22 protein-coding genes are annotated in these 21,745 nt (G+C 71.2%); 9 read left to right on the forward strand and 13 right to left on the reverse strand.

All coding sequences use genetic code 11. From position 1 onward, the window contains the following. Window positions 1-18 precede the first annotated feature (18 nt). Both ACIHFD_RS52340 and ACIHFD_RS52345 read right to left on the reverse strand, forming a co-directional pair. A complete protein-coding gene (locus ACIHFD_RS52340) occupies window positions 19-786 on the reverse strand; it encodes an alpha/beta fold hydrolase (RefSeq protein ID WP_397373276.1) in 768 nt (255 codons plus the stop codon). 9 nt (window positions 787-795) lie between these two features. Continuing rightward, on the reverse strand, window positions 796-1,524 hold the full coding sequence (locus ACIHFD_RS52345; protein WP_397373277.1) for an SDR family NAD(P)-dependent oxidoreductase: 729 nt from the start codon (window positions 1,522-1,524) through the stop codon (window positions 796-798). Between the two features lie 70 nt (window positions 1,525-1,594). Between ACIHFD_RS52345 and ACIHFD_RS52350 the strand changes: the two genes are divergently transcribed. After that, window positions 1,595-2,188: a TetR/AcrR family transcriptional regulator gene (locus ACIHFD_RS52350; RefSeq protein ID WP_397373278.1), complete on the forward strand. Its 594-nt coding sequence runs from the start codon at window positions 1,595-1,597 to the stop codon at window positions 2,186-2,188. A 228-nt stretch (window positions 2,189-2,416) separates the two neighbouring features. Here ACIHFD_RS52350 and ACIHFD_RS52355 read toward each other — a convergent pair whose 3' ends face one another. The 7 genes from ACIHFD_RS52355 to ACIHFD_RS52385 all read right to left on the reverse strand — a co-directional run bounded on the left by ACIHFD_RS52355 (window position 2,417) and on the right by ACIHFD_RS52385 (window position 9,000). Beyond that, window positions 2,417-3,493 carry an SPFH domain-containing protein gene (locus ACIHFD_RS52355; protein ID WP_363970238.1) on the reverse strand — a complete coding sequence of 359 codons (1,077 nt, stop codon included), beginning with the start codon at window positions 3,491-3,493 and terminating at the stop codon, window positions 2,417-2,419. A gap of 3 nt (window positions 3,494-3,496) precedes the next feature. Further along, the gene (locus ACIHFD_RS52360) at window positions 3,497-3,928 is read right to left on the reverse strand and encodes an NfeD family protein (protein ID WP_350738386.1); all 432 of its coding nucleotides are present in this window, start codon (window positions 3,926-3,928) and stop codon (window positions 3,497-3,499) included. Window positions 3,929-4,000: 72 nt separating this feature from the next. After that, window positions 4,001-5,173 (reverse strand): Ig-like domain-containing protein, encoded by a 1,173-nt coding sequence (locus tag ACIHFD_RS52365; RefSeq protein WP_397373279.1) that lies wholly within the window; start codon window positions 5,171-5,173, stop codon window positions 4,001-4,003. A gap of 75 nt (window positions 5,174-5,248) precedes the next feature. Further along, entirely contained in the window at window positions 5,249-6,352 is a 1,104-nt protein-coding gene (gene fahA, locus ACIHFD_RS52370) for a fumarylacetoacetase (protein WP_397373280.1), read from the reverse strand. A 14-nt stretch (window positions 6,353-6,366) separates the two neighbouring features. Further along, window positions 6,367-7,140, reverse strand: a complete 774-nt coding sequence (locus tag ACIHFD_RS52375; RefSeq protein ID WP_397373281.1) for a hypothetical protein — start codon at window positions 7,138-7,140, stop codon at window positions 6,367-6,369. Beyond that, entirely contained in the window at window positions 7,122-8,291 is a 1,170-nt protein-coding gene (locus ACIHFD_RS52380; protein ID WP_397373282.1) for a homogentisate 1,2-dioxygenase, read from the reverse strand. Before ACIHFD_RS52380 ends, ACIHFD_RS52375 begins: the two co-directional genes overlap by 19 nt. 79 nt (window positions 8,292-8,370) lie before the next feature. Beyond that, the gene (locus ACIHFD_RS52385) at window positions 8,371-9,000 is read right to left on the reverse strand and encodes a helix-turn-helix domain-containing protein (RefSeq protein WP_397373283.1); all 630 of its coding nucleotides are present in this window, start codon (window positions 8,998-9,000) and stop codon (window positions 8,371-8,373) included. Between the two features lie 64 nt (window positions 9,001-9,064). On the opposite strand from ACIHFD_RS52385, the gene ACIHFD_RS52390 reads away from it, so the two are divergent. Continuing rightward, the gene (locus tag ACIHFD_RS52390) at window positions 9,065-9,691 is read left to right on the forward strand and encodes a hypothetical protein (protein WP_355209597.1); all 627 of its coding nucleotides are present in this window, start codon (window positions 9,065-9,067) and stop codon (window positions 9,689-9,691) included. 125 nt (window positions 9,692-9,816) lie between these two features. Next, window positions 9,817-10,284 carry a hypothetical protein gene (locus ACIHFD_RS52395; RefSeq protein WP_350738407.1) on the forward strand — a complete coding sequence of 156 codons (468 nt, stop codon included), beginning with the start codon at window positions 9,817-9,819 and terminating at the stop codon, window positions 10,282-10,284. On the opposite strand, the gene ACIHFD_RS52400 is transcribed toward ACIHFD_RS52395, so the two are convergent. Further along, complete coding sequence (locus tag ACIHFD_RS52400; protein WP_350738410.1) at window positions 10,276-11,517, reverse strand: MFS transporter; 1,242 nt, start codon at window positions 11,515-11,517, stop codon at window positions 10,276-10,278. The two genes, ACIHFD_RS52395 and ACIHFD_RS52400, sit on opposite strands and share 9 nt — an antisense overlap. A gap of 178 nt (window positions 11,518-11,695) precedes the next feature. Between ACIHFD_RS52400 and ACIHFD_RS52405 the strand changes: the two genes are divergently transcribed. After that, complete coding sequence (locus ACIHFD_RS52405) at window positions 11,696-13,957, forward strand: MMPL family transporter (RefSeq protein WP_397373284.1); 2,262 nt, start codon at window positions 11,696-11,698, stop codon at window positions 13,955-13,957. Between the two features lie 129 nt (window positions 13,958-14,086). After that, window positions 14,087-15,382 (forward strand): hypothetical protein, encoded by a 1,296-nt coding sequence (locus ACIHFD_RS52410; protein WP_397373285.1) that lies wholly within the window; start codon window positions 14,087-14,089, stop codon window positions 15,380-15,382. A gap of 60 nt (window positions 15,383-15,442) precedes the next feature. Here ACIHFD_RS52410 and ACIHFD_RS52415 read toward each other — a convergent pair whose 3' ends face one another. Further along, window positions 15,443-16,423 carry an aldo/keto reductase gene (locus ACIHFD_RS52415; protein WP_397373286.1) on the reverse strand — a complete coding sequence of 327 codons (981 nt, stop codon included), beginning with the start codon at window positions 16,421-16,423 and terminating at the stop codon, window positions 15,443-15,445. 62 nt (window positions 16,424-16,485) lie between these two features. Between ACIHFD_RS52415 and ACIHFD_RS52420 the strand changes: the two genes are divergently transcribed. From ACIHFD_RS52420 to ACIHFD_RS52435, 4 genes are all read left to right on the forward strand, one after another. Beyond that, window positions 16,486-17,364 carry a LysR substrate-binding domain-containing protein gene (locus ACIHFD_RS52420; RefSeq protein WP_363970218.1) on the forward strand — a complete coding sequence of 293 codons (879 nt, stop codon included), beginning with the start codon at window positions 16,486-16,488 and terminating at the stop codon, window positions 17,362-17,364. A 33-nt stretch (window positions 17,365-17,397) separates the two neighbouring features. Next, window positions 17,398-17,598, forward strand: a complete 201-nt coding sequence (locus tag ACIHFD_RS52425; RefSeq protein WP_192788314.1) for an EF-hand domain-containing protein — start codon at window positions 17,398-17,400, stop codon at window positions 17,596-17,598. A 63-nt stretch (window positions 17,599-17,661) separates the two neighbouring features. Beyond that, complete coding sequence (locus ACIHFD_RS52430; RefSeq protein WP_397373287.1) at window positions 17,662-18,825, forward strand: PucR family transcriptional regulator; 1,164 nt, start codon at window positions 17,662-17,664, stop codon at window positions 18,823-18,825. Between the two features lie 53 nt (window positions 18,826-18,878). Then, window positions 18,879-20,540: an alpha-amylase family protein gene (locus ACIHFD_RS52435; protein WP_397373288.1), complete on the forward strand. Its 1,662-nt coding sequence runs from the start codon at window positions 18,879-18,881 to the stop codon at window positions 20,538-20,540. Window positions 20,541-20,552: 12 nt separating this feature from the next. On the opposite strand, the gene ACIHFD_RS52440 is transcribed toward ACIHFD_RS52435, so the two are convergent. Continuing rightward, window positions 20,553-21,152, reverse strand: coding sequence for a hypothetical protein (locus ACIHFD_RS52440; RefSeq protein WP_397373289.1), 600 nt, complete (start codon window positions 21,150-21,152; stop codon window positions 20,553-20,555). Beyond that, window positions 21,149-21,730 carry an RNA polymerase sigma factor gene (locus ACIHFD_RS52445; protein ID WP_397373290.1) on the reverse strand — a complete coding sequence of 194 codons (582 nt, stop codon included), beginning with the start codon at window positions 21,728-21,730 and terminating at the stop codon, window positions 21,149-21,151. Before ACIHFD_RS52445 ends, ACIHFD_RS52440 begins: the two co-directional genes overlap by 4 nt. Window positions 21,731-21,745: the final 15 nt, after the last annotated feature.

Consider the following 21,745-nt stretch of genomic DNA (forward strand, 5'->3'; position numbering starts at 1 on the left):
GGAGCGTAACCAGGACGGTCAATCGGCGGATACGCGGGTGATGAACTCTCGGACAAGGGTCGTCACTTCGGCCGGTTTCTCGTGCAGGACGACGTGGCCGCTGTCCAGCTCGGCGTACTCGCTGCCGGGCAGGGCGGCGTGCAGCGCGCGGGCGTGCTTGACCGGGATCAGGCAGTCCCGGGTGTTGCCGACGACCAGCGTGGGCGCGGTGATCTTCGGCAGCAGGTCCCTGATGTCGAGGCGCAGGTCCAGCTCGATCTGGCGGCGGACGCCGTGCGGCGGCTCTCCGGCGGTGAGGGCCTGCGCGCCGACCGCGCTCACGTACTCCGGGCCGAACGCCACCAGCGGACCGAACGCGGCGAAGCTCTCCGGGTCCGTCTCCGCCAGCCTGGCCCACGTGCGCAGGCCCAGGCTCAGCCGGGAGTCCTCCGCGTGCGTCCAGCCGGCGATCAGCACCAACCGCCTGACCAGCTCCGGGTGCTCGGCGGCGACCGCCACGGCCACGGCCGCGCCCAGCGAGAAGCCGACGAGGTCGGACGGGCCCTCGAACGTGGCCGCGACCTGCCCGGCGAGCAGGTCGAGCGTGAGGTCCCCGCCCGGGTCGGCGGTCTGGCCGCTGCCCGCGTAGTCAGGGGTGATGACCGTGCGCAGATCGGTGAACTCCGGCACGAGGTGGGCGTAGTTGCTGACGGCGTCGCCGCCGGTGCCGTGCACCATGACGAGGCCGGGCCCGCTGCCCGCCCGCAGGTAGTGGACGGGGCCCGAGCTGTGGGTGACCGTGGGCATGCGAGGCTCCTAGAGGTTTCCGCCGCCGGTGGCGTCGATGGTGCTGCCGGTGATGAAGCTCGCCTCCGGCGAGGCGACGAAGGCCACCGCGTTCGCGATCTCGTCCACGTGGCCGATCCGGTTGAGGGCGTGCCTGCTCGCCGCGTACGCCTGCGCCTGCGGGTCGCCGCGCAACCAGCCCGCGTTGGTGTCGGTGTCGATGATGCCGGGGGCGACGTTGTTGACCGTGATGCCGCGCGGGCCCAGCTCCTTGGCCAGGGCCAGCGTGAACACCTGCACCGCGCCCTTCGTCATCGCGTACGCGATCCCCTCCGGGAAGGCGATGCGGGCCACGCCCGAGGTGATGTTGACGATCCGCCCGCCGTCGGGGATCAGCGGCAGCAGCTGCTGGGTGAGGAAGAACAGCCCCTTGACGTTGACGTCGAACAGCCGGTCGTACGCCTCGGGGGTCTCCTCGCCGATGGGCCGGGACATCCCGATTCCGGCGTTGTTGACCAGCACGTCGAGGACGTCCGTCTCGTCCTTCAGCCGCTCCGCCAGCGCCCGGCTCCCCTCGCCCAGATCGGCCTTCACGGCGAACGCGCTGCCGCCGTCCTTCTCGATCAGGCCGACGACCTCCTCGGCCGCCGCCTCGTCCCTGGCGTAGTTGACGGCCACGCGGAAGCCGTCCCCGGCCAGGCGCAGCGCGATGGCGCGGCCGATGCCCCTGCTGGCTCCCGTCACGAGCGCGGTCTTCATCCCGGCACCCCACCTTTCTTTAGCGATCGATACAGAAACCATAGCATAGCGATCGCTATAGAATGTGGGCATGGCCAGACAGCGGGCGTTCGACAGGGAGGCAGCGCTGGAGACCGCGCTGCTCGCGTTCTGGCGGCACGGCTACGAGGCGACCTCGATCGCCGAGCTGACCGCCGCCATGGGGATCCGCCCACCCAGCCTGTACGCGGCCTTCGGCGACAAGCGACGGCTGTTCGAGGAGGCGGTGCGGCGCTACCAGGAGACGTACGGCGCCTTCACCACCCGGGCCCTCGCCGAGGAACCGACCGGCCGCCAGGCCATCGAGCGCGTGCTGCGCGAGGCCGCCGACGAATATTCGAGCCGCTCGCATCCGACGGGGTGCCTGATCATCACGGCGGCGGTGAACTGCGGTCCGGAGTCGGCCGAGGTCGAGGAGCTGCTACGCGGCTTCAGGGAAGGCAGCAAGGCGGCGCTCAAGGCACGCATCGACGACGACCTGGCGGCCGGTCGCCTTCCTGCCGGCACGGACACGGCGGGGCTGGCGACCTTCTACGCCGCCGTCATCCAGGGCATGTCCACCCAGTCCCGCGACGGCGCCACCCACGCCGACCTCCTCCACATCGCCGCTCTCGCCATGTCCGCCTGGCCCATTGCATTCGAGTGACTACAGAACGTAGGGGACGTTGCTAGGTTGAGGGTCATGATTACTTGGAATTTCCAAGCCGCGCATCGGGAAGACGGGCTTCGCCACCTGTTCGAAGTCATCGCCTGAACCCGTCTGACTCAGACCTCACTCCTCGACCACTTCACCTCGCCCTCGAGCGCGAAGCCTCACTCCTCGACCCTCAACCGGGGGCGCCCACCGGCTCGCGGCGGGCGCCCGTCTGGGGTGTCAGCGCTCGGCCTCGGTGTGCTTGCGGTCCAGGTCGGGGAACGGGGACGGCTCCTCGACGCCCTGGGTGAGCTGGCGCGGGCCGTCGGGGCTCTCGGCGTCCTGCGCGTCCGCCACCGCCTCGGCCGCAGCCTCCGACGCCTTGGCCACCTCCTCGTCGAACTCCGACGTCTCCGGCGCCTCCTCCCGCGTCGCCGCCGACCGGGGCAGGGCCTCCGTGAACGCCCGGGAGACCCCCTGCAGCGCCGAGGTGACCTCGCTCGGGATCACCCAGAACGTGTTGCCGTCGCCCTGCGCGAGCTGCGGCAGCACCTGGAGGTACTGGTAGGCCAGCAGCTTCGGGTCGGGGTCGTTGCGGTGCACGGCCTGGAAGACCTGGTCGATGGCGCGCGACTGGCCCTCGGCCTCCAGGATGGCGGCGGTGCGCTGGCCCTCGGCACGCAGGATGCGGCTCTGCTTGTCACCCTCCGCCGTGAGGATCTGCGACTGCCGCTGGCCCTCGGCGTTGAGGATCGCGGCGCGCTTGTCACGTTCGGCCCGCATCTGCTTCTCCATCGCGTCCTTGATGGTCTTGGGCGGGTCGATGGCCTTGATCTCGACGCGGTTGACGCGGATGCCCCACTTGCCGGTGGCCTCGTCGAGCACGCCGCGGAGCTGGCTGTTGATGGTGTCGCGCGAGGTGAGGGTCTTCTCCAAGTCCATGGAGCCGACGACGTTACGCAGCGTGGTGACGGTGAGCTGCTCGACGGCCTGGATGTAGTTGGCGATCTCGTACGCCGCCGCCCGCGGGTCGGTGACCTGGAAGTAGAGGACGGTGTCGATCTCGACGACCAGGTTGTCCTCGGTGATGACGGGCTGCGGCCGGAAGGAGACGACCTGTTCGCGCAGGTCGATCATGGGGTAGACGCGGTCGACGTAAGGGATGACGAAGTTGAGACCCGGCTTGAGCGTGCGGTGGTAGCGGCCGAGGCGCTCGACGTTGCGGGCCCGCGCCTGCGGGACGATCCGCACCGCCTTGAGCACGGTGAACACCGCGAAGAGTATGACGAGCAGTCCGACCAGCAACAGCGGATCCATGAGTCACTCCCGGGGATATACGAGGGCTGTCGCCCCTTCGATCTCGATGATGTCGACGGTCGCCCCCGTGGGGATCACCAGCGTCTCGTCGTAGGCGCGCGCCGACCACTCCTCGCCCCCGATGCGCACACGACCGTCGCGGCCCGTCACCTCCGAGACCACGTAGGCGGGCTTGCCGACGAGTGCTTCCACGCCGAACCGCTGCAGCGGAGGCTGCTTGATGTGGCGCATCGCGATCGGTCTGAGCACCATCAGACCGGCGGCGGACGACAGGGCGAAGCAGAGCAACTGCAGGGGGACGGGCAGCCCGATGGCGGCGGTGACGGCGGTGAGCAGAGCCGCCGCACCCAGCAGCCCGAGCGAGGCCGTGAGGGTGAATATTTCGGCCACGCCGAGGACTACCGCGAGGATTACCCAGATGATCCATTCATCCATGTCCGGCCCTCCTGATGGGACAACGGGCCTGAGTTCGCGACAGGTTCCCCCCTCTCTACCGTAATCCCGGAATCATCCCGGTGGCACCCGTGCACCTGCGGGACCGGCTTCGACCAGGGCGCTTCCCTCGCGCCACTTCTCCCACGGGAGCTGCCAGAAACCCCATCCGTTGTCCCAGCCGAGCTCCCGGTCGGTGCCGACGATCGTGACCGGGTCGCCGCGCAGGGAGGTGTCGTAGAACCAGGCCGCCTGGTCGGGCCGGGCGTTGATGCAGCCGTGGCTGACGTTGGCCCGGCCCTGCGCCCACACGTTGTCCTTCGCGTGCACGTATTCGCCGCTGTTGGAGATGCGCACGGCGTGGTCGATCAGCATGTCGTAGAAGCCGGGGTCGCCCTTGACGCGCCCCGGGGAGACCATGCGGACCGGGTTGCCCTTGTCCATGGTCAGATGGATGCCGCTGGTCGTGGTGTATTCGGGGGTGGTGGCCATGCCCGCGCTGATGGCCATCCGCTGCGCGATCGCACCGTCGCGGCGTACGACCATCTGGTGGGTCCGGGTGTCGATCGTGCTGGTCTGCCTGCGCCCGACGGTGAAGGCGAAGGTGGAGTCGGTGGTGCCGTAGAGGCCGCTGCCCGCGCGTACGCCGGCCAGATGCGCGGTGACCGTGACCTGCTGGTGAGGCGGCCAGAACCGGCGGGTGCGGTAGACCACCTGGGTGTCGCTGATCCACCGCCACGCACCCTCGACCGGCGTCTCCGCCTGGACCTCCAGCGCCCGCTCGACGGCCGCCTTGTCCTCCACCGGAGTGTCGAAGTCGATGACGACCGGCATGCCGGCGCCGACCGTCTCGCCCGGCAGCGGCGCCGTCGCGGCCACCTGGAACGACCTGACCGCGGCCCGGGTGTGGAAGCGGCCGACGGCGACCGTGGCCGGACCGCCGGCGCCGGTCGCCGTGACCGTCACCGAGTATTCGGCCGCGGGCTTGAGCGTCCAGGCGGAGCGCCACATCGTGTGGGAGCCGTCGAGCCGGCCGGGCACCTGCTCCCCGCCCTCCGAGACCAGCACCCGGCTGAGCGTGCCGCCGCGGGCCCTGACCACCAGGCCGCGGTCGGTGCGGGCCCGCGTGGAGTCGAACGCGGGCGAGACCCGCACGACCGGGGGCGCGGACGGGGCCCTGGCCGGCGCCGAGGAGCAGCCGCAGACCAGGAGGAGGAAGGCGACACAAGTCAGCACGGCCCGCCGCATGTCACTCCTGCTGTCCGAGGGAAGGGGGGTGACATCAGGGTAGCGGCGAGTCATCGGTCAAGCACGTTGAGTCACCTATCCGATAATTCCGGAAACCTCCCCCAATGTCACGGCGCCGGCGGTGGCCCGGATCGTCACCGTGTCCCCATCCTCCAGGAACGAGCGCGTCTCGCCGTTCGCGAGCTTGAGCGGGTCGGTCCCGTTCCAGGTCAGCTCGATGAACGAGCCGCGCTCGCCGCGCGAGGGCCCCGAGATTGTGCCGCTGGCGAACAGGTCTCCGGTCCGCAGGGAGGCCCCGTTCACCGTCATGTGCGCGAGCATCTGGTCGGGCGTCCAGTACATGCTCGCGTACGGGGGCCGCGACACGACCTCCCCGTTGAGCAGGACCTCAAGGGAGATGTCCAGCCCCCAGTCCGCCCGCCTGCGCAGGTAGTCGGCCGGCTCCGGGTCCTGGGCACGGCCGGGGACGCGGGGCAGCGCCTCCAGCGGCGTGATCCACGGCGAGATCGACGTGGCGAACGACTTGGCCAGGAACGGCCCGAGCGGCACGTACTCCCACGACTGGATGTCACGCGCGCTCCAGTCGTTGACCAGCGTCACCCCGAACACGTGGTCCTCGAAGGCCCCGGCGGGCGAGCCGAGCTCGGTGGGCACACCCACCACGAACCCCAGCTCCGCCTCGATGTCCAGCTTCGCGCACGGCCCGAACGCCCCGCGCCCGAGCTGCCCGTGCGGGCGCCTGACCGGCGTGCCCGACACCACGACCGTCCCGGCCCTGCCGTGGTAGCCGACGGGCAGGTGCCGCCAGTTGGGCTGCAGCGGCTCGGTGCCGGGCCGGAAGATCTGGCCGATGTTGCTCGCGTGGTCGATCGAGCAGTAGAAGTCGACGTAGTCGGCCACCTCGAACGGCATGTGCAGCCGCACCTGCTCCAGCGGGACCAGGTGCCGCTCGGTCACGGCGAGGTCGCCGGTGAGCTTGTTGCGGATCAGCGTCCTGGTGTCGTGCCAGGCCGTCCGCCCGCGGGCCATGAACGGGTTGAGCGAGGGCGCGTCGAAGACCTCGTCGTGCAGGGCGGGCGCCAGGTCGAGCACCTTGTCGCCGTACCGGACGCCCACGCGGGGCGCCTGGCCCGGACGCGAGAACACGCCGTAGGGCAGGTTGTCCACTCCCCAGCTCACGAAATTTCCCTCCGTCACGCGATCAGTCCCAGGGTGCGCAGGTCCTCGACGGGGATGCTGGTGCTGCACGAGCCGTAGCTCACCAGCAGCCGCCGCGCCCGTTTCGCGGTTTCACTCGGTACGGACTGCGCGAGCCGTACGAGATGCCCGACGTCGGTGGCCCGCAGCACGGGCACCGGGTCGCGCCCGTCCACGGCCTCGCAGACCGCGAGCACCAGGTTCAGGAAGCCGTGCCGGTCGACGCCCAGCGCGGGGTCGAAGTGGCGTACGGCGTGGTGCAGCCCGGCCGTGGCCTTGAACGGGATGTCGTGCTCGACGCAGAACCCGATGAACGCCGCGAGATGCTCCGCCGTCGGGAACGTGTCGGCCGTCAGCCCGCCGCAGCGCACCTTCAGCCCGACCCCGTCGGGCACCTCGACGCTCACCTTCCCCGCCGCCACCTCCACGAAGAGCCGCACGCCCGCCGGCAACCGGAGCCGGCCGGCCAGCGCCTCGATCGTCAGGCCCGGCGGCAGCGCGGTCTCGACGAAGTCCACGGGCAGGTCGTCGAAGGGGGGCACCTCCTCCTGGTCGAGGATCAGCCCGATCCGCCGCGGCCGGTACTCCATGTCGCGCAGCCGGTGCAGCCGGCTGGCCGGGCACAGGAAGCGGTGCGTGAGCACGGAGCTGCCGTGCTCCTGGTCGCGCCGGTTGCGGGCCAGCGCCTCGTCCATGTGCAGGGACGTCGGCGGGAACAGGCCCGCGTCGTCCACGAGTTCGGTGTAGACGCTCATCGTGACCAGGTCCACGCGTAGCCGGTGTCCTCGCAGGACAGCGCGCCCTGCCCGAGGTCGAGCGGGCGGAACGTGTCCACCATGACGGCCTTCTCGCTCGTCGTCGTGATGCCGCGGGAGACCGCGTCGATCACCGCCTCGACCGCACCGGGCTGCGGCCCGTGCGTGAACCCGGCGGGATGCAGCGAGATCGAGCCGATGTCGATGCCCGAGCCCTTGCGCGCGGAGTAGTCGCCGCCCACGTAGAACATGAACTCGTCGGAGTCCACATTGTGGTGGTTGTACGGGATCGGCACGGACTCCGGGTGGAAGTCGAGCGGCCTCGGGCAGAAGGAGCACACCACGAACCCCGGCCCCTCGAACGTCTGGTGGACGGGCGGCGGCGCGTGCGTCTTCTTCACGATCGGCTCGAAGTCATCGATGTTGAACGCGTACGGGTAGAGGTAGCCGTCCCAGCCCACCACGTCGAACGGGTGGTTGCGGTAGACCAGCCGGCTCAGCCCGCCCCGCGTGCGCACCAGCACCGGCACCTCCTCCCCCTCGACCGTGAACGGCTCGGCGGGGCTGCGCAGGTCGCGCTCGCAGTAGGGGGCGTGCTCCAGGAACTGCCCGTACTGCGACAGGTAGCGCTTGGGCGGCCTGATGTGCCCGGCCGCCTCGATGGCCAGCACGCTGACCAGGCCGTCCGGCACCCAGCGGTGGATCGTTCCGGTCGGGATGACGATGTAGTCGCCCTCGCCGGCCTCGATCACGCCGTACGTGGACTCGAAGCGGACCCGGCCGCCCTGCACGTAGACGCACTCGTCGCCCATCGAGTCGCGGTAGAGCTCGCTCGGCCGGTCGCTGACGGCGTACGACAATCGGACGTCGCCGTTGCCCGCCAGCAGCATGCGTCCCGTGACCAGGTCGCCCGCGCTGGACAGCTCCTGCGTGCGGAAGTGGCGTGGCGAGAGCGGCAGGTTGGGCTCCAGCCGGGTCTCCACCGTCGGCGTGACCGCCTCCGCCTTGACGATCGCGGTCGGCAGGTAGCGGTGGTAGAGCAGCGAGGAGTCGGACGAGAAGCCTTCCTCACCCATCAGCTCCTCGGCGTAGAGACCACCGTCCGGCCGTCTGAACTGCACGTGCCGCTTGCGCGGCACCTCCCCAACGACGCGGTAGTACGGCATCCGCTGCCTCCATGATGTCCGTTTATCGGACGGATATGTCCTTTATATGTAACAACCGTCCGCCATCGGCCTGGAGATGTCAACCCAGCGCGGCGGCCAGCTCGGCGGCGGCGACGACCACCCGAGGGCCCGTGGACTCCTCGAGCGGCCCGAACGTCACCACCCCCACCGACGCCTCCAACCAGGGCAGCCCGGTGACAGGCGCGGCGACGCCCCGCGCACCTTCCTGCAACTGCCCCTCCGTCGCGAAGTAGTCGTCCCGCCCCTCGCGCAGCGCCAGGATCGCCTGCCCCGCCGCGCCTTTCGTCAGCGGATGGCGCGAGCCCTCGCGGTAGGCCACGTGCATGTCGGTCCAGGACGGCTCCACCACCGCCACGGCCAGCCCGTCGTCGCCCTCGGCCACGGTCAGGTGCGCGGTCGCGCCCACGGCCTCGGCCAGCCGCCGCAGCGTCGGCACCGCCGCGGCCCGCAGCAGCGGCTGCACGGCCTGCGCCAGCACCAGCACCCCGAACCCGAGGTGCACCCGCCCCTCGGCGTCCCGCCGCACGAACCCCTCGTTCATCAGCGTCGTCAACAGCCGGTACACCACGGGACGGCTCAGCGACAGCTCGGCGCTCAGCTCGGTCGGCGTCCGGCCGCCCCTCCCGTCGGCGAGCAGTCTCAGCAGGCGAAGCCCGCGTTCCAGGGTCTGAGCGGATTCAGCGGCCATGCGATCGATTATCCAGTGACTGTTCGCGCTGGTGAGGGTACTTACCCGGGGGAAGAGGTCGGGGGTGGCTATGCGGCAGTGGTGGGTGTTCCTGCTCGCGGGCTTCGCCGTGTGCGCGTTGTCCGCCGCCGTGCCCACGCTCACCATGACGCCGATGTCCCGGCAGCTCCCCCTCGACCCCGTGCACGGGAGCCTGGTCGAGGACACCTTCTACGTCACCGAGGGCATCGAGGTGCACCAGCAGCTCCTGCCCGCCGCGAAGGGCGTCACGTTCCGCCCCGGCTACCTCGCGGTCGGGATCAGGGTCGACCAGAGCGGCCGGCTGTACGGCAAGCCGCAGCGCTCCGGCACGTACCTCGCCGCCGTCCGGATGTGCGAGGGACAGTCGTGCCAGGACCAGCGGCTCACCTTCGTCGTGCTCGGCAACGTGCCGTGGGAGCCGCGCGAGCTGACCTTCCCCGGCCGGGCCGGCACCCCGCTGAACGGGGAGATCGGCATCAACGGCGGCCCGTCCGGCGTGCTGCCGACGTTCACCGTGACCGACCGCGCCACGCTGCCCCGCGACGTGATCATCGGGCCCGACGGCCACGTGAGCGGCGTGCCCGCGGCCGCGGGCATCTCCGAGGTGCCGGTGCGGATCTGCGTGGCGGGAAACTGCGCGGGCGTCGTGGTACGGCTCATCATCGCCTGAGCCTGCCCTCCGGCGCACGCGTGGTAGGGCTCGCCTCACCGGAACTCGGCGGCCAGCGGGCATGCCCCCACCCCGCCCGAAAGCGGACACTTCAGGCGTAGTCATTCACCTTTGGAGGCCACGCCATGACCACCGTCCTCGACAACCCCCGCAGAACCGACCCGCCGCCCGTCGTCCACACCGCCGCCATGCTCTGGCTGGTCGCCGTCGCCTTCGGGGCGCTGGAGACCGTGCTGGTGGTCTCCGAGCAGCTGTACACGGGCGCCTCCACGGTCGCCGAACTGCTGCCGCAGGTCGGGATCCGGCTGGCGGTGTTCGCGGGGGCCGCCTTCCTGGCGCTGCGGCTCAAGGCCGGGGCGAACTGGGCGCGCTGGACCCTCGGCGTGACACTCGGCGTCTTCGGCACGCTCTCTCTCGTGATCGGCCCCGTCCAGTGGCTGCTGGCCGGCGGCTCGATCGCCGAGGCCGTCGCCGGGACGGACGCGATGGGGCTGATCTTCGCGGGCAGCCGGATCCTGCACGTGGTCGCCGTGCTGGGGGCGGTGACGCTGATGTTCCAGCCCAGGGCCAACGCCTACTTCAGGTCAGCTTGAGATCGGCTCCCGCTCCGGGGCGCGCAGGTTGCGCACCCCGGGAGCCAGCAGGGCGGCGAGGGTGGACAGCACGATGATGACGGCACAGGCGAGCAGCGTCTCCTCCGTGCCGAACAGGTCGGCCGCCTGCCCCGCCACCAGCAGCCCGATCGGCCCGAACATCATCGACCCGAGCATGTCGTACGAGCTCACCCGCGACAGCGACTCGGACGGGACCTCGCGCTGCATCGTGGTCTGCCACAGGACGCCGAACACGTCGAAGCACACGCCCAGCACGAACGCCCCGGCCACGATCGCCCAGAGCGGCGCGTCCAGCCCGAGCAGCACGTACGGCAGCGCGGGCGGCAGGCAGAGCAGCACGGCCACCAGGATCGGCCGGCGCGGCCGCAGCCGCATCGCGACCAGCACGCCGACGATCGTCCCGACCGCCTCGCCCGCCAGGAACGCCGACCAGGCCGCGGGCCCGCCCAGCGTCTCCTTCGCGATCAGCGGGCCGAGCACCCCGTGACCGGCCTGGATGGCCATGACCATCAGTGAGAACTGCGCGACCACCACCCAGATCCACTGCCGCGAGCTGAACTCCCGCCAGCCGTCCCGCAGGTCGGCCAGCACCGAGTGCCGCTCCCGCCGGTTCGCGACCGGCTCCATCCGCAGCAGCGCCAGCAGCGCGCCCGCCACCGCGAACATCGCGCCGCTCACCACCAGCGCCCAGCCCCCGCCGAACAGCACCACCGTGCCGCCGCCCAGCACCGCGCCCGCCACCCGCGAGGCGTTCTGGCCCAGGCCGAGCAGGGCGTTGCCGGCCTGCAGCCGGTCGGGCGGCACGACCTCGGGGATGATCCCGGTCAGCGCCGGGAACATGATCGCAATACCCACCCCGGTCACCGCCGCCGCCGCGGACAGCGCGGGCAGCGGGGTCCAGCCGGCGAGCAGCATCGCGCCCAGCGCGAAGAACCCCATCGCCATCAGGGACTCACCGGCCATCATCACCCACTTGCGCGGCAGCCGGTCCGCGAGCACCCCGCCGAACAGGATGAACACGATCATGGGCACCGACTCGGCGGTGAGCACGACGGACAGGGTCGCGGCGGTGGCGCCGGGCAGGCCGAGCACGCCGAACGCCAGGGCCACCGGGGCGAACGCGCTGCCCAGGACCGACAGGGTCCGCGCCGACAGCAGCAGCGCGAAACGGCGATCCCGGAGCAACCCGAGATCGCTGAGATAACTGTGCACCGGCACGCCCCCCTGAAAACAGTCAAACCCCGCCATTCTGCCGAGTTCTCTCGCCGATGTCGCCTGAATATTGGGTCCCGCTGACAAGACCGGAAGCGGAATATGTGCGCGTTTGGCAAGAATCCAGCCTCGATCTCCCGTAATTTGCTAGGACCCTGCTGTCGGCGAGGGGACTCCATTGGGGCGGCTGGTCTATCGCGGTAGATGGACGCTGCTGGCGCTCAGCCTGGTGGCGGCCCTGCTCGTCGCGCCGCTGGCGCTGTCCGGGCAGGCGGTGGGCGGCGGCTTCGAGGACCCGCGCGCCGACTCGGCGACCGCCGCGCGCTGGAGCGCGGAGTGGTACGCCGGCCAGAGCCCCGACGTGGTCGTCCTCTACCGGCACCCGGCGGTCAAGGTGCGCGACCCGCGCTACAAGAAGGCGGTGCACGACTCGCTGCGCGGGCTGCCGGCCGAGTACGTGCGCGGGATGGTCACATACTGGACGACCGGGTCGAAGGCGATGGTGTCCGGGGACGGGCATTCGACGTACGCGATCGTCACGCTGAAGGGCGCCAAGCGGGCGAGCTACGCGGCGGTCGCGGCGCGGCTCAGGGCCGTCAAGAACCTGCGCGTCGCGGTCGGCGGGCCGGTGCCGGTGCAGGCCGAGCTCGACGGCGAGGCCGCCGCCGACCTGGCCCGCGCGGCGGCGGTCGCGGCGCCGGTGCTGCTGGTGCTGCTCGTGGTGGTGTTCGGGAGCCTGGTGGCGGCCCTGTTGCCGCTGGTCGTGGGGCTGCTCGCGGTGCTCGGGGCGCTGGCGCTGCTGCCCGGGGTGTCCGTCTACTCCTTCTATGCCGTCGTGCTCCTCGGGCTCGGGCTGGCGGCGGCGTACTCGCTGCTCCTGCTCAGAGCGTTCAGGGAGGAGATCGGGGGCGGGGCGTCGAACGAGCAGGCCGTGGCGGGCACGGTGGCCACGGCCGGGCGGACCGTGGGCGTGGCCGGGGTGAGCGTGGCCGCGTCCCTGCTGGGGCTGACGCTGTTCCCGCAGCCGTTCCTGGGCTCGCTCGGGCTGGCGGCGGCGGCCGTGGCGCTGGTCGCCTCGGTGGTCGCGGTGCTCGTGGCGCCCGCCCTGCTGGGGGTGCTCGGGCGGCGCGTGGACGCGCTGCGCGTCAGGCCCATGTCCGTACGGCGGGACGGCGGGCTGTGGGACGGCGTGGCGCGCCGGCCGGCCGTGTACCTGGTGGCGGTGACGATCGTGCTGGTCGCGCTGGCGGGACCGCTGCTGCGCGTCGAGTTCGGGAACGCGGACCACCGGGCCCTGCCCGCCGCCTCCGAGGGCCGCCGGGTGACCGAGACGATCGACCGCGACTTCGCCAGGAACGCCCTGTCGCCGATCGACGTGCACGTCGTGGTGGAGCCGCTGGACGGCACCGCCGTCACCGCGCTCGACGTCCGCCCCATCACGGAGCGGCTGGAACGGCTGCCGCACGTCACCGGGGTCGAGACGGCGGGCCTCTCGCGGCCGAACCGCGCCGTGCGGCTGGCCGTCCGCCACGACCTCGATCCCCTGTCGGCGCAGGCCGGGGACCTGGTCGCCGCGATCAGATCCGCGGCCCAGGGGCCGGACGTCCGGCAGGTCGTGGTCGGCGGGCCCGTCGCGGCGCGGCTGGACCTCCTGGCCGGGCTCTCCGGCATGCTGCCGTGGCTGGCGGTGGTGGTGTGCTCGGCGATGGCGGCGGTGCTGTCGCTCGCCTTCGGGTCGCTGGTGCTGCCCGTTCCGGCGGTGATCGCGAGCCTGCTGTCCGCCGCTGCGTCGTTCGGGGTGATCGGGTGGGTGTTCCGGAGCGGCTTCCTGGGTTTCGCCGGCCCCCTGGACGTCTCCGTCGCGCTGCTGATCGGGGTCGTGGCGTTCGGGCTGTCGGTCGTCCACCAGGTGTTCCTGGTCACGGAGGCGCGTACGGGGGACTCCGCGGTGGCGGAGCCGCGGGAGGTGATCATCGGTGCGGCGCTGCTGATGGTGGCGGCCGGCGGGGCGTTCGCGACGGCCGGGATCGCGGTGGTGAGGCTGCTCGGGGTGGGTCTGTGCGTGGCGGTGGCGGTGGACGCCGTGCTGGTGCGGCTGCTGCTGGTGCCCGCCGCCCTGCGGCTGCTGGGCCCGGCGAACTGGTGGCCGCTGCGCGCCCGATCCCCCGCCGCGTCCCCGAGCGTTCACGAAGTCGAGCCGCCCCGCGAGCGGCCCTCACTCCCGCCCGCTCCCCAGGGCGATCGGCGCCCGTTGACGGGCGGGCGGCCCGCGATCACCGTCAAGGGACGGCCGGCCGTCTTCGGCGCGGACACCGATCCGGTGCCGGTGCCCGCCGAGCCTCCGCAGCCGGGATGGGTGAAGGTGGCGGCGGGGCGCACCCGGGCGGTACGCGCCGACCCCGGCGGCGCGGGCTGGACGTGGGTCGAGGTGGACGACTGAGTTCTCGTAACAAGCGCGGCTACTTCGCGTCGAATAGTGCGTGAAGAAGCCATAGATCTCATTGAACGTTATTGATCGTCCGGATAGTGTGCGATATGCCCACGATCATCCCCTGGAAGTAAAGGTGCCATGCGAAAGCGGCTGCGGCAGATCTTCGTCATCGGATTAGCCCTCTCGCTCCTGGGTGTCGGCGTCCCGGCGTGGTCGGAGGACGACCCCCGAGGCTGCAACGACCTGATGTCGGCCGACACCCCGGCGTACGTCGTCTGCCGATGGCTGGCCACCCCCGAGGAGGCCGCGGACATCGCGAAGTTCTGGCTGGACAACGACGGCGAGCACATGCAGGAAGCCGGTCCCTCCAACTCGATCCTGGTGGACTGCACCGAGGAGGGCAACTCCTGCCCGACCGACTCCGAGGGCGACGGCGAGATGCACGACGTCGACTCCCCGGACGTCCCCGGCGCCGAGGACGGCGGCACGCCTGAGTGCCAGAACGGCGACCAGTGCGGCTACGTCGACCCCACCGGCATCAGCGCCGCCGAGAAGGAGTCCGCGCAGGAGACCCCGGCCGGCAAGGCCGCGCAGGCCGCCGTCCAGACGACCATGCGCCTGTGGATCGAGACCGAGCTGGCCGACGACTACAAGGCCGGCAAGCTGGCCGAGGGCGTCAAGAAGATCGCCGCGCTGGTCGCCACGCAGCCCGGGGTGATCGGCATCCGGTTCACCTCGCAGCTCGGCTACAACAAGACGTTCGCGACGGCGGACGAGCTGGACAAGTTCGTGAATGAGGCCACGGTCGCGCTGCGTACCGCGGTGCCGGGCAAGAAGCTGTCGGTGCACACGGTGGTGCCGCTGTTCGGCTGCGGCGCGAACGACGCCTGCAAGACCGAGATGACCAAGAAGTACCCGCTGCTCGACCCCGACCGCATCGGCGCCTGGCTCTCCAAGGGCCTGATCGACCAGCTCTCCCTGGACGACGGCCACCTGGGCACCGAGTACGCCACCTGGAAGATCGACGCCACCGAGGCCCAGCGCAACCAGTGGATCCAGGTCCGCGCCCGCGCCTGGGACGCCTACGCGCAGATCGCCAGCGAGGACGCCTCCTTCGCCGCCGCCGGCACCTCCAACCTCAACGAGGAGCAGGCCACCAAGGCGATCACCGAGCGCATCGCCTCCCCGCTCCAGGACGACGCCGCCGAGACGGTCACCCTGTGGACCCGCTGGCAGAACGACCAGGGCCAGGTCAGCCGGGTGTACGGCGAGAAGTGGGCCGCCAACATCACCTGGGACCAGCTCAAGAAGCTCGACGCGGTCCGCCCCCGCCTGGCGACCATCTACGACCCGGCCAACCCCGAGGTCGACGTGGCCACCGACCTGAAGAACCTGTCGGAGGTCTTCGGCCAGGTCTACCTGCACGCCGCCTGAGACATACCGAAGACGTACGAGACCGGCCAGGAGCGCGATGCGCGCCCTGGCCGGTCGCGTTCACAGGAGCGTTCCGCCCGTCACCTCGAACTTGGCGAGGGCCTCGTCGACCCTGGCCAGCGTGTCGGCGTGGAGGGTGAGGTCGGCCGCCGCCAGGTTCTCCTCGATGTGGGCGGGAGTGCGGCTGCCGGGGATGGTCACCACGTGCTCGTCCTGGTGCAGCAGCCAGGCCAGGGCGAGCTGGGCGGGCGTGATGCCGAGCTGCGCCGCCAGGGCCCTGATCGGGGCGTAGCGGTCGTTGTTGCCCGCCAGGTTCTCCGCCGAGAAGCGGGGCGCGTTGTGCCGGAAGTCGCCCTCGGCGAGCGCCTCCACCGTGCCCGTCAGGAAGCCGGTGCCGAGCGGGCTCCACGCCACGATCCCCACGCCGAGCTCCCGCGCGGCGGCCGGCAGGCCGGGATCCACGGGGCGCCACATCGACCACTCGTTCTGCACGGCCGTCACGGGGTGGACCGCGTGCGCGGCCCTGAGCTGGGCGGCCGTCACGTTGGACAGGCCGATGTGCTTGACCAGCCCGTCCCGCACCAGCTCGGCCAGCGCGCCGGTCATGTCCTCGATCGGGACGCCGGGGTCGGGATAGTGCGAGTAGTAGAGGTCGATCACGTCCGTGTCGAGGTTGCGCAGGCTGCGCTCCGCGTAGCGCCGGATCAGGCGGGGGTCGGCGTTCACCCGTAGCTCGTTGAACGCGTAACCGACCGGGTGCGACCTGCCCGGCTCACCCTCGGGGATCGCGAGCCCGAACTTGGTCGCGACCACCACCTCGTCCCTGCGGCCCTTGATCGCCCGGCCCACGAGGCGCTCGTTGTGGCCGTCCACGCCGTACGCGTCGCTGGTGTCCACGTGGGTCGCGCCCCCGTCGAGCGCGGCCTTGAGCGCCACCTCGGCGCGGGCGTCGTCGACGTCCCCGTAGACGCCCGGCGACAGGACCATGGCGCCGAAGCCGATGGCGGGAACCCGCAAGCTGCCAAGAGTACGTGTCTTCATGGCCTCGATCCTGCTGCGCGCGCCTCTGCCGCGTCCAAGACCCCTTGGTATAACCATTGGTTATGGACGTGCACCTGCGTGAGCTGCGCTACTTCATGGCCGTGGCCGAGGAGCTGAACGTGACGCGGGCCTCGGAGCGGCTCTTCGTGTCCCAACCGGCGCTGTCCAAGCAGCTCAGGGTGCTGGAGCGGCAGCTCGGGTTCCGGTTGTTCGAGCGGGTGCACAGCGGCGTGGTGCTCACCAGGCAGGGCGAGGCGCTCCTGCCGATCGTCCGCGACCTGCTCGAACGGTGGACGAGCGGGGTCGAGTCCGCGCGGGCCGCGGCGCCCGCCGGGACGCTGGTGATCGGGATGCAGACGGCCGTGGGCAGGGGGCTGCAGCAGGAGGCGCTGCGGGGGTTCCGTACGGCGATGCCGGGATGGGAGGTGTCGCTCAGGCTGGTGGGCTGGGACGACCCCAGCGGCGGGCTGGCCGACGGGTCCTCCGACGTGGCGTTCATCTGGCTGCCGGTGCCGCCGGGGCTGCGGACGTACGTGCTGGCCACCGAGGGCAGAGGGGTGGCCATGCCGGACGGCCATCCGCTCGCGGAGCTGGCGGAGATCCCGTTCGAGGCGCTGCGCGACGAGCCGTTCATCGCCCTGCCGCCGGAGGCCGGGCCGCTGCGGGACTTCTGGCTCGCGCGGGACGCCCGCGACGACGAGCCGGTCGTCGGGTTCACCGCGAACACGCCGGAGGAGGTGTTCGAGGCCGTGACCAGCGGGCTCGGGGTGGTGCTGGTCGCCGAGGGGAACGCCGCCCTCTACAACCGGCCCGGGATGGCCTACCGCCCGGTGACCGGGCTGGCTCCCGGGCAACTCGCCATCGCCTGGCGAGAAGGGGATGTGAGTCCACAAGTCATGGCATTCGTCGACGCGCTACGACGGGTCGCCACTAAGGTCTGACGCGACATCCATTCACGTGGAAGGGTGACCCCCATGAGCGATTACGCCATCACCTTCGACCTCATCGACGCCGACAAGGACGGCCGCATCTCCGCCGTCGAGCTCGTGAAGCTGATGGAGGTGCTCGGCCAGCCGGTGACCCTGGAGGCCGCCCAGGAAGGCGTGCTGAAGCTCGACAAGGACGGCGACGGCCTGATCGACCTGGAGGAGTTCGCCGCTTTCCTCCAGAAGTGACAAAAACAAGCTCTTGCTACACATTCTCCTGTTGCCTGGGTCACAATGGCGACGGGAGGGACGATGGTCATCACGAGTGAAATCCCCGTGCAGGCGCTCAGGGCGGGCATCGGCAGGGTCTCGGCAGAGGTGATCGAGGAGATCCAGACCCGGATCCCCGAGTACGCCAGGCCATCGGACGAGCTCTACATCAAGGTCGTCAGGATGGCGGCCGAGCAGGCCATCGAGGGCTTCCTCGACCGCGTCGAGAACCCGGGCGCCCCCTGGGACCCCGAGCCGTTCCGCATGATCGGTAGGGGCGAGGCGGCCGAGGGCCGCAACCTCGAGCCGCTGCAGACCGCGATGCGGCTCGGCGCCCGGGTCTGCTGGCGGCGGCTGACCGAGCTCGCCGAGCCGCTGCGGCTGTCCCCGCAGACCCTGTACGACCTGGGCGAGGCCATCTTCGTCTACCTCGACCAGCTCGCCGACGCGGCGGCCGAGGGCTTCGAGGAGGCCAGGGCGCACGCCGCGGGCGAGACCGAACGCCGCCGCGGCCGCCTGCTCGACCTGCTGCTCAGCCGCCCGCCCGCCAGCGCGGAGGCCATCGCCGAGCTGGCCAAGGCCGCCGGGTGGCGGCAGCCCAGGACGGTCGCCTGCGTGGCGTTCGACGACCGGCACGGCGCCTACCGCGCCCCCGCGCTGCCGCCCGACGTGCTCACCGGGCTGGACAGGCCCGTGCCCTGCCTGCTCGCGCCCGACCCCACAGGTCCCGGCCAGGCCCAGCTGCTCGACCAGGCGTTGCGCGGACGCCAGGCCGCGATCGGCCCCGCCGTGCCTCTCTCGGCCGCCGCGACCTCGTTGCGCTGGGCCGGGGAGGCCCTGGAGCTGTCGCGGCGCGGCATCCTGCCCCGGGGGCCGCTGCGGTGCGCGGACCACATGGCGACGCTGGTGGTGTTCAAGGACGAGGAGCTGGTCGGCACGCTGGCGGAAGCGCGGCTGGCGCCCCTGGCCGACCTGCGACCCGCCCAGCAGGACCGGCTCGCGGAGACGCTGCTGGCCTGGCTGCGGCACGGCCGGGGCGCGGGCGAGGTGGCCGCCACGCTGCACGTGCACCCGCAGACCGTGCGCTACCGGCTGCGGCAGCTGGAGGAACTGTTCGGCGACCAGCTCGCCGATCCGGACATCCGCTTCGAGCTGGAGATCGCGCTGCGGGCCAGGCAGGCCGTCCAGGCGAGCATCCGTACCTGAACCTCCTGCGGACACGGCGGTCTGAGCGCGCGCGTGGCGGGTAGCGGCCACCCATGCGACTGACGTACACCTCCGACGTCTGGTGGAAGAACGCCGTCGTCTACTGCCTCGACGTGGAGACGTTCAAGGACGGGAACGACGACGGCGTGGGCGACTTCCGCGGACTGACCCAGCAGGTCGACTATCTCGCGGGGCTCGGCGTGACGTGTCTCTGGCTCATGCCGTTCTTCCCCACCCCCAACCGGGACGACGGATACGACATCACCGACTTCTACCGGATCGACCCGCGGCTGGGCACGCTGGGCGACTTCGTGGAGTTCATGCGCACCGCCAACGACAGGGGGCTGCGGGTGATCGCGGACCTCGTCGTCAACCACACCTCCGACCGGCACCCCTGGTTCGTGGAGGCCCGGTCGAGCCGGGACTCCCCCATGCGCGACTGGTACGTCTGGTCCGACTCCCCGGAGCCCGACGACCCCTCGCAGATCGTCTTCCCCGACAAGGAGAACAGCGTCTGGCAGTACGACGAGGGGTCCGGACAGTACTACCTGCACAGCTTCTACCGGCACCAGCCGGATCTGAACGTCGGCAACCCCGAGGTCAGGGACGAGATCGCGCGCATCCTCGGCTTCTGGATGGAGCTCGGGCTGTCCGGGTTCAGGGTCGACGCGGTGCCGTTCCTCATCGAGAACGTCGATCCGAAGCTGGCGAACCCCCACGAGTTCCTGGCGGACCTGCGGGCGTTCATGACGCGGCGCAAGGGCGGGTCGATCCTGCTGGGCGAGGTCAACGTCCCGTACAAGGACCTGACCCGGTTCTTCGGAGAGGGTCTGGGCGACCAGCTCACCATGTGCTTCGACTTCATCGGCATGCAGAACGCCTGGCTGTCGCTGGCGCGCAACGACGCCACGCCCCTCGCCGACGCCCTGCGCGAGCGCCCCGAGCCGCCGAAGGACTGCCAGTGGGCCGTGTTCCTGCGCAACCACGACGAGCTCACCTTGGACAAGCTCACGGACGAGGAGCGGCAGGACGTCTTCGAGGCGTTCGGCCCGCGCGAGGACATGCAGATCTTCGGCCGCGGCCTGCGCCGCCGGCTGCCGACGATGCTCGGCGGGGACCTGCGGCGCATGAAGATGGCCTACAGCCTGCTGTTCTCGCTGCCGGGCACGCCGGTGATCTTCTACGGCGAGGAGATCGGCATGGGCGAGAACCTCGACGCGGAGGGCCGCATGGCGGTCCGCGTCCCGATGCAGTGGTCCGCGGACGGCGGCTTCACCCAGGCCGAGCCGGTACGCGAGATCCCGGACGGCTCCTTCGCCCCCGACCGCGTCAACGTGGCCGACCAGAAGCGGGACGTGGACTCGCTGCTGCGCTGGTTCCAGCTGCTCATCGAGCGCTACCGGGAGTGCCCCGAACTGGCGTGGGGCGACTACACGGTGCTGGAGACCGGCGACCGGGCGGTCCTCGCGCACCGCTGCGACGCCGACGGGGCCACGGTGGTGGTCGCGTACAACCTCTGTGACACGGTCAGGGACGTGGAGCTGACCCTGGAGGGACTTGAGGGCCACCAGCTCACGGACCTCCTGGTGGACGGCACGCTGGAGGTCTCGGCCAAGGGCTCCGTACGGCTCCCGATGGACCCGTACGGCTCCCGCTGGCTCCGTGCCTCCCCCCGGGAGCTGCCACCGGAGGACGCCTCGGTCAAGGCCCGCTGACCTGGGGACGGGTCAGTGGGAGAGGGGGGCGTCCGTGGTGTCCACCAGCTCGCAGTCCGCGATGGGGCCCTCGCCGACGGCGGCCCAGATGCCCGCCACGACGCCGCCCCCGACCTCCGCGACGCTGAACTCCAGCACCCCCGTCTGTCCGGGTCCGATGACCTTCGGGTCGATGACGAAACCCGGCTCCATGTCCTCGGTCGGCTCCCAGCCCTTCGGGGCCGGGAACACCGACAGCGGCGCCTCCTCCTTGCTGAGGAAGTGGCTGCTGCGCGGCTGCGGGCTGCACTTCTTGCCATGGGGGATGTAGTCCACCACCACGTTCGCCCCCATGGCCCGCAGGTCCTCCTGGAGCCTCTTCGGGTCCTTGGCCTCGTTGATGGTGATGCGGATGAAGCCGTCGGGCCCCTTGGTCACGGCGTACGCCGGGGCCCCGCCGAGCAGCAGCGGGACCGCCACCGCGGCGGCGGCCGCCAGCCCCGCGACGGGGGCCAGGAGGGCGGGGCGCGGGAATCGCCTGCGGGCGGGCCTGCGGTCGATCTCGGTCATCACGAACTCCTTGAGCAGTCGGTGACGGCCCTCGGGAAGATCGCGTTCGGTCGGCCAGTTCATCGGATCTCCTCCTTGTCGGGGCCGGGTTCACCTACTACCTGTCGGGTCGGCGGCGGCGGTTCCCCGGCGGCCGCGAGTTTCTTCCTGGCCCGCGACAGCCGGGAGCGCACGGTGCCGACGGGGATGCCGAGCGCCTCGGCCACCTGGGCGTAGTCGAGCCCGGCCCAGACGCACAGCGCGAACACGTCCTGCTCCTGGCGGCGCAGCCGCCCGTATGCCTGCCGCACCGCCGCCAGCCGCCCGGCGTCGTCGATGCGGCCCACGACCTCGTCGGCGAAGTCGGGCACCTGCTCGCCCCTGGGCAGCCTGGCCAGCGCGTCGTCGTGCCTGCGGGCGGCCCGGCGCACGTTGCGGGCCACGTTGGTGGCGATGCCGAGCAGCCAGGGGCGCAGCGAGCCGCCCTCGGGGTCGATCAGGCCCCGTAACCGCCAGGCTTCGAGGAACGTCAGCGCCATCACGTCCTCGGCCGTGGACCAGTTGGCGGTCAGGCGGAAGGCGTGGTTGTAGACGGATTTCGCGCAGTCGTCGAAGAGCTCCCCGAACGCCGCCTGGTCCCCGTCGCGTATGCGGGTACGCATCGACATATCCACATC

The sequence above is a fragment of the Nonomuraea sp. NPDC051941 genome (assembly GCF_044593615.1).

Excerpts from the sequence above, each read along its gene's own strand:
- ACIHFD_RS52440 (WP_397373289.1), bottom strand. The coding sequence starts at position 21,152 with ATGAACTGGCCGACCGAACGCGATCTTCCCGAGGGCCGTCACCGACTG.
- ACIHFD_RS52385 (WP_397373283.1), bottom strand. The coding sequence starts at position 9,000 with ATGGCCGCTGAATCCGCTCAGACCCTGGAACGCGGGCTTCGCCTGCTG.
- ACIHFD_RS52445 (WP_397373290.1), bottom strand. The coding sequence starts at position 21,730 with ATGCGTACCCGCATACGCGACGGGGACCAGGCGGCGTTCGGGGAGCTC.
- ACIHFD_RS52365 (WP_397373279.1), bottom strand. The coding sequence starts at position 5,173 with ATGCGGCGGGCCGTGCTGACTTGTGTCGCCTTCCTCCTCCTGGTCTGC.
- ACIHFD_RS52410 (WP_397373285.1), top strand. The coding sequence starts at position 14,087 with ATGCGAAAGCGGCTGCGGCAGATCTTCGTCATCGGATTAGCCCTCTCG.
- ACIHFD_RS52420 (WP_363970218.1), top strand. The coding sequence starts at position 16,486 with ATGGACGTGCACCTGCGTGAGCTGCGCTACTTCATGGCCGTGGCCGAG.
- ACIHFD_RS52395 (WP_350738407.1), top strand. The coding sequence starts at position 9,817 with ATGACCACCGTCCTCGACAACCCCCGCAGAACCGACCCGCCGCCCGTC.
- ACIHFD_RS52340 (WP_397373276.1), bottom strand. The coding sequence starts at position 786 with ATGCCCACGGTCACCCACAGCTCGGGCCCCGTCCACTACCTGCGGGCG.
- ACIHFD_RS52350 (WP_397373278.1), top strand. The coding sequence starts at position 1,595 with ATGGCCAGACAGCGGGCGTTCGACAGGGAGGCAGCGCTGGAGACCGCG.
- ACIHFD_RS52360 (WP_350738386.1), bottom strand. The coding sequence starts at position 3,928 with ATGGATGAATGGATCATCTGGGTAATCCTCGCGGTAGTCCTCGGCGTG.
- ACIHFD_RS52380 (WP_397373282.1), bottom strand. The coding sequence starts at position 8,291 with ATGCCGTACTACCGCGTCGTTGGGGAGGTGCCGCGCAAGCGGCACGTG.
- ACIHFD_RS52430 (WP_397373287.1), top strand. The coding sequence starts at position 17,662 with ATGGTCATCACGAGTGAAATCCCCGTGCAGGCGCTCAGGGCGGGCATC.
- ACIHFD_RS52345 (WP_397373277.1), bottom strand. The coding sequence starts at position 1,524 with ATGAAGACCGCGCTCGTGACGGGAGCCAGCAGGGGCATCGGCCGCGCC.
- ACIHFD_RS52355 (WP_363970238.1), bottom strand. The coding sequence starts at position 3,493 with ATGGATCCGCTGTTGCTGGTCGGACTGCTCGTCATACTCTTCGCGGTG.
- ACIHFD_RS52435 (WP_397373288.1), top strand. The coding sequence starts at position 18,879 with ATGCGACTGACGTACACCTCCGACGTCTGGTGGAAGAACGCCGTCGTC.
- ACIHFD_RS52415 (WP_397373286.1), bottom strand. The coding sequence starts at position 16,423 with ATGAAGACACGTACTCTTGGCAGCTTGCGGGTTCCCGCCATCGGCTTC.
- ACIHFD_RS52425 (WP_192788314.1), top strand. The coding sequence starts at position 17,398 with ATGAGCGATTACGCCATCACCTTCGACCTCATCGACGCCGACAAGGAC.